The organism is Komagataeibacter europaeus LMG 18890, assembly GCF_000285295.1.
Lineage (GTDB): Bacteria > Pseudomonadota > Alphaproteobacteria > Acetobacterales > Acetobacteraceae > Komagataeibacter > Komagataeibacter europaeus.
Genome location: NZ_CADP01000101.1, coordinates 1 through 9,293 on the forward strand (window position 1 = coordinate 1; position 9,293 = coordinate 9,293).

Here is a 9,293-nt window from a genome sequence, read left to right on the forward strand (position 1 = left end):
TCCTTGACGGCGGTACGCCGATAGAAACCCACATCTCCGATGATCTCGTAGGGGACACGGGCGTGGAGCAGTGCTTCCTCCAGCGTTCGGGAGAGCCTGTTCTGGCGGTAAATGATAGCCATGTCATGCCAGGCGACGCCGGTCGCCGCGCGGCGGCCAATCTCCCGGATGAGCGCCGCAGCTTCCTCGGTGGCGTAGGAGAACCCCAGAACCTCGATCGGGAGGCCCTCGCCCCGACGTGTAAACAGTCTCTTTTCGATCCGCGACGGGTCAAATGAAATCACCGCATTCGACGCATCAAGAATATGGCGGGTGGAACGGAAGTTCTCCTCCAGCTTGAACATCTTCGCATCAGGAAACTCATGCGGGAAGTTCCGCAGGAAGCCGACTTTCGCCCCGCGCCAGGAATAGATGCTCTGGGAATCATCACCCACGCAGAACAGTTCACCAGACGTCCTGCCAAGCAACGTGAGCCACAGGTACTGGGCGCGGTTCACATCCTGAAACTCGTCCGCCATCACGGCCGTAAAACGGGCGGACCATCGGCGATGGTATTCTGCATCATGCAACATCGCGAGGGTCGGCCACATCAGCAGATCACCAAAATCCGCCGCGTTCTGCTCGCGCAAGATCGCCTGGTAACGACCATACAGCCCGACCACAAAGCGCCAGCTTTCATGATCCACATGGAGATTCGCCGACTGTCGCCTGCGGATCAGGCTTTCAACATGCGCGAAAGCAGCCACCGGTGTGATCAGATCCTCTTTCAGCCGCGCAATCCGCTCGGCCATTTTTTTAATCTGTCTCGCGTCTCCTGGCGCTCCTTCCTGCGGCACGGGAAGCTTTTCCTTCGGGACAGTCCTGATCAGGCGGCGGACGATGGCGAGACTGTCCTCGGCGTCACGAATAGCCGCTACGCAATTGCGCCACTTCAGGCTCGGCCCGTAGCTGTCGGGCAGCCAGGGCATGAAAGGTTCCAAGCCATGTCGGTACCGAGTACGGCCCAAGAACGTCTCCGATGCGCTTGCGCATTTCCTGGGCGGCCTTGTTGGTAAAGGTTACACAGAGAATCTGGCCAGGAACCATGCCATGCAGTTCGACGCGGGTTGCGACCCCGGCTGTCAGGGTTTTGGTCTTACCGGTGCCTGCCCCTGCCAGAACCAGAACATATCCCAGCGCCATCGCCGCACGCCGCTGTTCTGGCGTCAGACTGTCAAGGACGGGCGCAAGAGCGCGTGGAACGGGAAGATCACCGATCATAGCTCTTCCAGCCCTTCCGCCACGCAACCCGGGGTGGTGGTGATCTTACCGGTCGAGAGCAGGATCGTCGCCGGACAGGAAAGATCCCAGTTCCCAAGCCCGCGTTCCCAGTGTCCATCGATAACCAGGCCCACAGGACAGCCCGGCCGCTCGTACAGGCGGACTGCACTTTGCGGTATCGGGGGATCATCTTCTGCCTGCGCCAGACGCTGGCGCAGGTGGCGGTTCCAGATGGTCTGGGCCGAGCGCGACCCGGCAAACGTCCGCGAAAGGTCTGCCTTCATCGCCAGACGCGCAATCCCCAGATCCGCATAGTCTGAAACATATCCCATGACCCTCTCCTGTGTGAGATGATCCTGCGCGCAGGACCGTTTGGCGCCCACCTCTGTGGCACGCCAGCCGTAAATGACGATCATCCCGTGATCGTCAGTGAAGGAGGCGATGCGGCCTGCCAAGTCCCGGCCTCGAGCCATCGAGGCCACGCGTTGCCCCGCAATCGACGCGCCACGTATTCCCGCATACCCGTCGCCACCCTGGCAGAGCCGTTCGGGCATGCGCGCAGGCCTGCATATATCTGGACAAAGCCTGCAGCCCGCGATGCCGTCTGCCCGGTGAGCACAAAGGATTCACGCTGGTTCACAAGGACAGCCCCGGTGATGAACCTGACCGTGGCCCGGCGGGCTTGCCCACAGGTTCAGACGAAGCAGGCAATGAGGCGTCCGAAACCCGCGGCGGCCGCTGCGTGCCGTGCGCCTCGGCCTGACCCAGCCATGACGGGGAAACCGTCTCCGGCTGCGCTTTCGCCCCTGAACCCAGGACTTCGGACAGGCGGCACAAGGGCGCAACGGGAACAGAACCTGCCTCCATTCCTTCCCTGCGGGTCCTCAGGACCGCATTCCAATCCTCTCCCGGCCCTTTCGGAGATATCCGTCCTGACCAGAGACCGACGTCCCGTGCCATCGCAGCGAATTTCCCGGCATAACGATCCCCCTGCAGGTCGTTATCAACGGCAACAACCAGTCGCGCTTCAGGCTGGGCGGCGACCTGCATCATGACCCGTTTCAGGTTCGCTTCGCTCTCTGGGCTCATGCCGCCACCTGTCGAGGTATAGAGCGTTCCTTTCTGGAAGCGATCGAGTGCTGCAAAGGACAATGCGTCAATGGCCGCCTCGGTGAGGACAAGGCGCGTCACGGGTGCTTCTCCCCCGTCGGCCCGGAAACCAAAGAGACGCTTGCCAATCCCGCCCGTCGAAAACCCCTTGTAATCCGGCCCCCGCATTTCCATGCCGGTGAACTGCCCGTCCGCATCCCGGTGGCCGAACCAGGCAGTTCCGTGCGGGCCTTCCTTCAGCGCCCCCTGATGTCCGGCAATCGCGACAATATGGTCGGGCAACCCACGGATCTCCGTCAGATAGCACCATGCAGCCGTCCCCTGCCCGGGTGCGGCGCGACGGTTCCACAGTTCAGCGGGATCGCGCCGCGGTCTGTCATCGGCTCCCTTCGTACGCTCGACAACTTCGAGCGTCGGGCTCCTGCCGATCAGGGCGCGAAGTTCCTGCCTGACATGACCGAGGTTCTTCGAGGGATCGAGATACTGGACAAGCTTGAAGACATCGCCCTTGCCGTCGCCCTTCGGGTCCCACCAGCCCTTGCCATCGTGATTGACAATAATGGCCTCACTGTCACGGCGAAATTTCAGGTTACGTGCGGAACGCTGCGCGGTGGCCTGCCGATCCAGCCGGAACCCGGCTTTCTCCAGCACAACGGCGCAGCTTACAGCATTGCGAAGCTCATCAAGTTCTCTTTGCTGTGCTTCCGGGGAAGATGTGTAAGCCATGAAAGACACTCCTTCACGAACAGCATGGGTTGTGTTTCAGACCGCTCCGGTATTTACGGTGAGTATTTGAGATGATCGTGCGGAAACATCCGACAACCTCTGTATGGTTCGTCGAGATATTGCGTCCTGATATTCCGCGTTGAGAGTTTTTATTCTGCGTAACCTGCAAAAGAATACAGGACGCACGAATGGCTGCAGTTTACGCGCGGAAGAAAACGGCATGTGCCCGCGCCACTGCACACGCATTACCGGGACTATGGACGAGCGGGCATTCACGGCGCCAGATACTCCCTGTGGAGTATCCCGTCTGCGCCCACATCATGCGACTGACGAAAAAATAAGGTTCACGAGCCCGTATAAAGGGCGATAGAGAAACAGGAGAGACACAGCTCATCCCCGATGTGGACGGACGACCGGCGTTCCGGTGTCGGCAGACAGGCGTTTCCGATCGCCCGCGCCATCAGGTCTGACAGTCCTCACAAGTATTCATGACGAGAACTGGCGCGGCAAAAGCCGCACTTTCTTCTCCCTGAACAGGCACAATGCTCCGGGTCGCTGACGACCCGGAACGCCGCGCGGCCTAAAACGGGATTTCGTCATCCACGTCCTGCGCGTTGGAAGTTGCGGCAGGAGCGGGGCGCTGTGCAGTGCTCCGCGAGGGATGCTCTTCATCAAAGCGTCCATCGCCCGTGCTTCGACCATTGGCCAGCACCTTCAGGTTTCCATCAAACCGATCAATGATGATCTCGGTCACATAACGGTCCTGTCCCTGCTGGTCGGTCCATTTGCGTGTCTCGAGATGGCCTTCGACATAGACCAATGTTCCCTTCTGGCACCGACGTTCGATCACGGCCGAAAGGTGGTCATTGAAAGAGACGACACGGTGCCATTGGGTTTTTTCCCTGCGCTCACCGCTGGCGCGATCGGTCCAGGTTTCACTTGTCGCCACGCCGAAGGATGCGATTTTGCCCTCCCCTTCCCTACGTGCGGCAAGATCCGGATCCCTGCCCAGGTGACCGATGATGATGGCGCGATTGACTGACTGGCTCATGGTCTTGTTCCTTTTTTCCTTCCTGGTCGTCTCCGGCCCCTGCCGGATCTCTGACCTGGTGCGGTCGCGCGGAAGCGGGCCACAGGCGGCGGGCGCAACCTCTCGGGGCGGCAGTGGTGCGGAAGCCGCGCATGCGGCTTCACGGTGCCGTCCCGACCGCAGGCCTGGGGGTTGCGCCCGACGACGACCGCTTCAGACCGCAAAAACCAGGTCAGAGACCCGGCAGGGGCCGAGGTCATGCTTTTGGATTTTGATTTCTGTTTTATTTTTCTATTTCGCTCATAATCGTGTCATTTATTCTTGTACAATTATGATAGTCGTCCTAGAATTTCCTTGTCTCTACATTGGGAGTTCATCATGGCCGTGATTACTGCGTCGGAAGGCCGCATCACCCTGAAGGCCGACTTTCATCCCGAACTGGCAATCCAGGCCCGACGTTACAGGGGACGTTTTCTCGGCAAGGAAATCGGCTGGTCCTTCCTCCCCGAACACGAGCAGGCGATCCGCCAGCTCTGCCAGACCCTGTATGGCGTGGATGGCACGCCAGATGCGTGGCATGACTGCTGCACCGTGCAGGTCGAAGTCGACGAGCAGGATATCCGGGCACCGCTGTGGCGCCAGTTCAACGCCGATATTTACCTCGGTGGCCGTCACGTTGTCGGTGTTTTTGGTCCCCGTCAGGCAGTTCGAACCGGCAGGGGCATAAAGTTCCTGCGCGGCCAGCCGCATTGCGCTACCCGGATTAGCGCCTACCACATGGAGGTACCCACCGGCAGCCTTCTGGAAATCCGGAAATATCCGCGTGCCGCACTGGTGTTCCTGGGCCGGTGCCTCGACTGGCATGGCTCCTGGCGCATGGCCCAGGGCTAGAGCAGCCCGAGTTGCACGGTGGGCACGGATGAATTCGATGCCGTCGCTGTTCCGCCATGCTTTGCCTGCAGACGGGCCAGCTCCGCCTTCTCGCGCGCAACCTGATCGAGGAAATCGCGCCGTGTGGCTGCATTGTCGAACCATGTCTGCGCGAAGCCGGTCCGATTATAATGCGCGATAAATCCGAACATATTGCTCAGCCGGCTATACAGGGCCGGGGTAAATTTTTCTGCAGGCATTCCGAGTGCGATGAACCGCAGGATCGCATTACCAAGCTTTGCCTTTTGCTGGGCCGTCGCCCATTGGGTGGGTTTCAGGACAGCCGGGTCGAAAGGCGGGATCCGAAGCCGCTCGCACAGGATCGGCCCCGCCGTCATGACACCCGGCTCCGGCATCGATAGCCGTTATGAAAGCGGTTCACATCCGGCAGATCCGGATAATGCCCCTCGCCCAGGCCCTCTTCATTCATCCTTTCCAGATAGCGCACTGCCACGGTCACACGGCGGACATTGGCGAGGCTGCGCAATACGACCAGATCCGAGCGGCCTCGCATATAACGGTCTTCCCAAAGACCCGTGACGGGGTTCAGCGCAGCCGCCCCCATCGTGCCGTTCAGAAAGCATTCCACGATCCACGGCCGGGTCCGATAGGGACGTCCTGAAACAGGTGCCGGAAGACGGAAGATGGTTCCACTGGCAATCGTCCCGACCCGGAGCGGGTTATTACCGCCCTGGAATGGAGACGTATAATACTGGCGGATCATGCCACGTCTCCTTTGCAGGACGCCATGTTTCCGGTTTCGGCTGCGGATCGTCCATGCAGGATCCGCGCGCCATCAGCGTCGTTATCGACCATGAGAACCCATCTGTCCGTCCCCAGGGCGCCAGCGCGGTAAGCCGCATCAAAGCCACGTGGCTTACGATCGCCCCGACGGATATGCACACTGATGGAAAACGAGCGCCCGGGATGTGCGCTGGCGATCCTCTCACCGTAAAGCGTTACGGCAGTCGAGATTTCCGCGAGCGTCCGGGCTTCTGTCATCCCCCGTGCACCAAGGTGTTCCATCGGCAGCGCCTGAAGGATGGTGCTGCGCTCGGAACGGATGCGCACGGCGGGAGTGGCAATCAGGGCAAAGACAGGCATGATGAACTCCATCGCCCAGTGGGCCCTTGCGGGCGCACAGGTTTTCAGGGTTGGGTTTCAGGCGGCAGACGCCACGTCCTCGAGAGACGGCTGACGTGTCGATGAGCTGAAAATGTATTGGGCCGCGGCTGAAGCAGCACTCGCTGCGGTGAAAATGGCGCGCTTGTCAGCCTTCAGCAGTGCCAGCCAGTTCCCGATGTAATCCGCATGGCGGACCGTCGGCTCGATCTGCAGTTCCGCGCACACGAAAGCTGATGTCATCTCTGCGACCAGTTCCTCGGCCGCGTAGGCATGGTCACCAAACCGCTTGCCAAAGGTGCGCGACAGTCGGCTTTCGGACCCGGTCCAGTGCCCGATCTCGTGAAAGACGGTTCTGTACCAATCGATCTGGTTGAAATAGGACTGCTGGGGCGGAACCCGGATGAAGTCCGCATCCGGGGCATAAAATGCCTTGTCGCCACCGATGCGAATGTCCGCCCCGGTTTCGCGCATCAGCGCTTCCGCGTGCGGCACGATTTCGCGTTCCGGCAGCGGCGCGGTCGGCGTGACCATGCTCTCCGGCAGGTTCTCGCACTGGTCAAGATTGAACACCGTAAACCGCTTTAGAAACGGGATCTGGCGTGGCTCGTCGGAACCCGCTTCCGATTTTGGCGTGAAACGGTCAGCATAAAACACCGTCGTTCCCTTCTCGCCTTTCCTGACATTGCCGCCCTGCGCATGCGCCTGACGGAACGTCAGCCATTTCTGGGTAGAAAACCCCTGCATCTCTACCGAACCCCACAGCATCAGGATGTTGATCCCGGAATAGGCCCGATCGGTCGCGGCATTACGCGGCAGGGCAATGCCGCATTTCGCGCGGCTCCACGGGCAGACCCACGGCACGGTTCCCGCTTCAAGTTCGCGGATGATGCGGTCAGTGACGGACTGGTGAATATCGGTACGTTCGGTTCTGGCCATGATCAGTCTCCAGAAAATGCAGACGCCGCCCCGAAGGGCGGTGCGGATGGGCAGCGGATGGCGAGAGTGGTGTCACCTGAGATCGATGATGCCCGTGCACGGATCGAGGAAGACGTCGGGCAGCAGGAGGAAAGTGACCATGGAGGCCGTCCAGAGGAGCACGATGGCGACGAATTTGGCGATTTCGACGGCAGGGCGGGACGGCGGCGCGATGCGGTTCTGTGCCATTTCCAGATCCTTTTTTCGGGGGTTTCGACCCCTTCCGGCGACCGCAGGCCAGACTGGCGGGCAAGGGCGCCGCACAGCGGCGGCACCGGAGCCGCGCACAGATGGCGCAGCCATCGCGCACGGCGAGGAGCCACCCCTTGCGCGGCAGGCTGGACTGTGGTGCCGATCCTCTCTATATTTTCTTTTTATTTATTGATTATAATTATTTTATATTATATTTTTATACATACATCTCGGAACATCATTTAAAACAATATTTTTATATTTTATATTTGTAAACATGTCTTTTTCTCTGCTTGCAAACACGGTTCACCCGCATGTCCTGATGGGCCCTCTCAAAGCCATGCCGTATATTCATGCTTCTGATGACCATGCCGACCGGTTTCAGGCCGCCACGGCCTTGCGCGCAGACGATCTATCCGAACCGGATACCGTTCGTCGTAAACGTATATTCATTGATGCGAATGGCCTCATCGACGGCGTCATCGGAAGATTCGTAATCCCATGCTGTTTCGAGAGAGCGATACAGCCATCGTGCAAGATCACGCATGACATCAGAGAGTATCTGCGCGGCGTCTTCGGTCATTTCGCATCCGGTTTGACTTTCACGTATCACAGTGACGGTCATTGTAAATTCGTGATAATAGGGCCCGGTCTGGCTAATCCGGGCGATTAGCTGGTAGAAATTCCGTCTCTGGATCTGCGCCAGGGTGTCAGCAATCGCGTGGAGTTGCGTATCCCGTGGCGCGTAACGGCGGATTTCATGGGATGCATGCCGTTCATATCGGTAGATCCCCTCGAATGAAGCTCCGTCCCCCTGATTAGAAAATCCTCGGAAATAGAGGCACGGACCGCCTTGCTCTGGAGTTACTGCACCCCGGGGTAAAAACGTAGCAATGTCCACACCAAGTATGCCGCATATCTGCAGAAAGTCCTCATAGACCGCATCCCACCAGGAAAAGCGGTGAAGAAAGTCCCGGTACCAGCAGCGAGCCTTTTCACGAGCTGATCCGGACAATTCATCAATTTGATAGACAGGAACGGCAATAATTTCATGCATCGGAAGTGTCTCCTTCGAGAGCAGCCGCCAGCCAGTCATTGGTGGTAACCCAGCCGACAGATCGTCGCGCGCCGAGATCGATCACATGTGCGCCTCCACCAAAGGCTTCGAGACGTGAGCGCGAGCAGGTGTTGGCGTACTCAAACCCCCACAGTCCCGACAAACTGAATGTGGAGGCACACTTCAAAACGAAAATAACAACACACTCAGGGTCACCACTACCGTCGTCTTGGATCCACAGTCTGGACATGTTTTCGCTTGATACGCTCAGAGAGAACCCACTTGAAACACAGAAGCCGTCAGGATCTTCCGGCTCGTTCCGATAGAGTTCAAGCGCCCTCTCCGCATTTTCAGCCGTCCCTACATCAAGGACACACGAAAAATGAGTGAAGTAATTGGCCATCGGGAAACTCCCCATAAAACAAAAGCCCGAAGCATGTCCGGACTTTCGCGAGAGAAATGACAGACGGGGTCGGAAGCTTTGTGCAGGCATGGGATGGACTGCCGGACAACTTGCAGTTACCCATAAATTTTTTCTTCTGTAATTTGATAGGAGAGAGCACCTGTAACGATATCTGCCAGGCGAGACATTCCTCTCCAGATAACAGTTGTTCCGGGCGGAGCATCGGAAGCGCGATCAAGGTAACCACCCAGTCTGGCGACTGCCCGGATGTAAAAATCCAGGTCTGGTGAAGTGCTGAGTTTGCGTATGGGTGTGAACTGTTCGAGTATTTGGCGTTCCACATCTGTAAAAACGGTAGAAGGCGACGTCCCTGGTAATTCACGCCTGAGCATTGTTATCCATGAGATACGCCAGGCCACCACGCAGCATAAGGCGATACAGTTTGCGAGCCGGCCTGCGGTCGTTAGGCGGAGCTCTTCAAGCTT

The 9,293-nt window shown here is 58.7% G+C and carries 13 protein-coding genes and 1 pseudogene; 1 reads left to right on the forward strand and 13 read right to left on the reverse strand.

Features of this window, described 5'->3' with window-relative positions:
* From GEU01_RS27615 to ssb, 5 genes and pseudogenes are all read right to left on the reverse strand, one after another.
* Nucleotides 1-344: 3'-5' exonuclease (locus tag GEU01_RS27615; protein WP_408734721.1), on the reverse strand; the 344-nt coding region annotated here is incomplete at its 3' end.
* A gap of 69 nt (nucleotides 345-413) precedes the next feature.
* Nucleotides 414-1,260, reverse strand: a pseudogene (locus GEU01_RS27620) (UvrD-helicase domain-containing protein); the annotation flags it as partial.
* Nucleotides 1,257-1,814 carry a hypothetical protein gene (locus GEU01_RS27020; RefSeq protein WP_019087104.1) on the reverse strand — a complete coding sequence of 186 codons (558 nt, stop codon included), beginning with the start codon at nucleotides 1,812-1,814 and terminating at the stop codon, nucleotides 1,257-1,259. The pseudogene GEU01_RS27620 and the gene GEU01_RS27020, both read right to left, overlap by 4 nt.
* An 82-nt stretch (nucleotides 1,815-1,896) precedes the next feature.
* Nucleotides 1,897-3,096, reverse strand: coding sequence for a DUF3991 and TOPRIM domain-containing protein (locus GEU01_RS17410; protein WP_019087105.1), 1,200 nt, complete (start codon nucleotides 3,094-3,096; stop codon nucleotides 1,897-1,899).
* 580 nt (nucleotides 3,097-3,676) lie between these two features.
* Nucleotides 3,677-4,147, reverse strand: a complete 471-nt coding sequence (gene ssb / locus GEU01_RS17415; protein ID WP_019087106.1) for a single-stranded DNA-binding protein — start codon at nucleotides 4,145-4,147, stop codon at nucleotides 3,677-3,679.
* A 357-nt stretch (nucleotides 4,148-4,504) separates the two neighbouring features.
* On the opposite strand from ssb, the gene GEU01_RS23150 reads away from it, so the two are divergent.
* Nucleotides 4,505-5,017 (forward strand): hypothetical protein, encoded by a 513-nt coding sequence (locus GEU01_RS23150; protein ID WP_042710928.1) that lies wholly within the window; start codon nucleotides 4,505-4,507, stop codon nucleotides 5,015-5,017.
* Here GEU01_RS23150 and GEU01_RS17430 read toward each other — a convergent pair.
* The 8 genes from GEU01_RS17430 to GEU01_RS24760 all read right to left on the reverse strand — a co-directional run.
* Nucleotides 5,014-5,394, reverse strand: coding sequence for a hypothetical protein (locus tag GEU01_RS17430; RefSeq protein WP_019087109.1), 381 nt, complete (start codon nucleotides 5,392-5,394; stop codon nucleotides 5,014-5,016). The two genes, GEU01_RS23150 and GEU01_RS17430, sit on opposite strands and share 4 nt — an antisense overlap.
* Nucleotides 5,391-5,780 carry a hypothetical protein gene (locus GEU01_RS17435; RefSeq protein WP_019087110.1) on the reverse strand — a complete coding sequence of 130 codons (390 nt, stop codon included), beginning with the start codon at nucleotides 5,778-5,780 and terminating at the stop codon, nucleotides 5,391-5,393. The genes GEU01_RS17430 and GEU01_RS17435 overlap by 4 nt, the downstream gene beginning before the upstream one ends.
* Nucleotides 5,777-6,160: a hypothetical protein gene (locus GEU01_RS17440; RefSeq protein WP_232272605.1), complete on the reverse strand. Its 384-nt coding sequence runs from the start codon at nucleotides 6,158-6,160 to the stop codon at nucleotides 5,777-5,779. Before GEU01_RS17440 ends, GEU01_RS17435 begins: the two co-directional genes overlap by 4 nt.
* Nucleotides 6,161-6,217: 57 nt before the next feature.
* Nucleotides 6,218-7,117 (reverse strand): ArdC family protein, encoded by a 900-nt coding sequence (locus tag GEU01_RS17445; protein ID WP_019087112.1) that lies wholly within the window; start codon nucleotides 7,115-7,117, stop codon nucleotides 6,218-6,220.
* Nucleotides 7,118-7,189: 72 nt separating this feature from the next.
* The gene (locus GEU01_RS26460) at nucleotides 7,190-7,345 is read right to left on the reverse strand and encodes a hypothetical protein (protein WP_010512122.1); all 156 of its coding nucleotides are present in this window, start codon (nucleotides 7,343-7,345) and stop codon (nucleotides 7,190-7,192) included.
* A gap of 415 nt (nucleotides 7,346-7,760) precedes the next feature.
* Nucleotides 7,761-8,405, reverse strand: coding sequence for a hypothetical protein (locus GEU01_RS27025; RefSeq protein WP_019087113.1), 645 nt, complete (start codon nucleotides 8,403-8,405; stop codon nucleotides 7,761-7,763).
* Nucleotides 8,398-8,808: a hypothetical protein gene (locus GEU01_RS17460; RefSeq protein ID WP_026018840.1), complete on the reverse strand. Its 411-nt coding sequence runs from the start codon at nucleotides 8,806-8,808 to the stop codon at nucleotides 8,398-8,400. Before GEU01_RS17460 ends, GEU01_RS27025 begins: the two co-directional genes overlap by 8 nt.
* 116 nt (nucleotides 8,809-8,924) lie before the next feature.
* A partial coding sequence (locus tag GEU01_RS24760; protein WP_269719726.1) for an IS4 family transposase occupies nucleotides 8,925-9,293 on the reverse strand: 369 nt, incomplete at its 5' end.

What these genes read in the sequence shown, in the direction of transcription:
- GEU01_RS17430 (WP_019087109.1), bottom strand. Translation starts at nt 5,394, where the DNA reads ATGACGGCGGGGCCGATCCTGTGCGAGCGGCTTCGGATCCCGCCTTTC.
- GEU01_RS27020 (WP_019087104.1), bottom strand. Translation starts at nt 1,814, where the DNA reads ATGCCCGAACGGCTCTGCCAGGGTGGCGACGGGTATGCGGGAATACGT.
- GEU01_RS27025 (WP_019087113.1), bottom strand. Translation starts at nt 8,405, where the DNA reads ATGCATGAAATTATTGCCGTTCCTGTCTATCAAATTGATGAATTGTCC.
- GEU01_RS17410 (WP_019087105.1), bottom strand. Translation starts at nt 3,096, where the DNA reads ATGGCTTACACATCTTCCCCGGAAGCACAGCAAAGAGAACTTGATGAG.
- GEU01_RS26460 (WP_010512122.1), bottom strand. Translation starts at nt 7,345, where the DNA reads ATGGCACAGAACCGCATCGCGCCGCCGTCCCGCCCTGCCGTCGAAATC.
- GEU01_RS17440 (WP_232272605.1), bottom strand. Translation starts at nt 6,160, where the DNA reads ATGCCTGTCTTTGCCCTGATTGCCACTCCCGCCGTGCGCATCCGTTCC.
- ssb (WP_019087106.1), bottom strand. Translation starts at nt 4,147, where the DNA reads ATGAGCCAGTCAGTCAATCGCGCCATCATCATCGGTCACCTGGGCAGG.
- GEU01_RS17435 (WP_019087110.1), bottom strand. Translation starts at nt 5,780, where the DNA reads ATGATCCGCCAGTATTATACGTCTCCATTCCAGGGCGGTAATAACCCG.
- GEU01_RS23150 (WP_042710928.1), top strand. Translation starts at nt 4,505, where the DNA reads ATGGCCGTGATTACTGCGTCGGAAGGCCGCATCACCCTGAAGGCCGAC.
- GEU01_RS17460 (WP_026018840.1), bottom strand. Translation starts at nt 8,808, where the DNA reads ATGGCCAATTACTTCACTCATTTTTCGTGTGTCCTTGATGTAGGGACG.
- GEU01_RS17445 (WP_019087112.1), bottom strand. Translation starts at nt 7,117, where the DNA reads ATGGCCAGAACCGAACGTACCGATATTCACCAGTCCGTCACTGACCGC.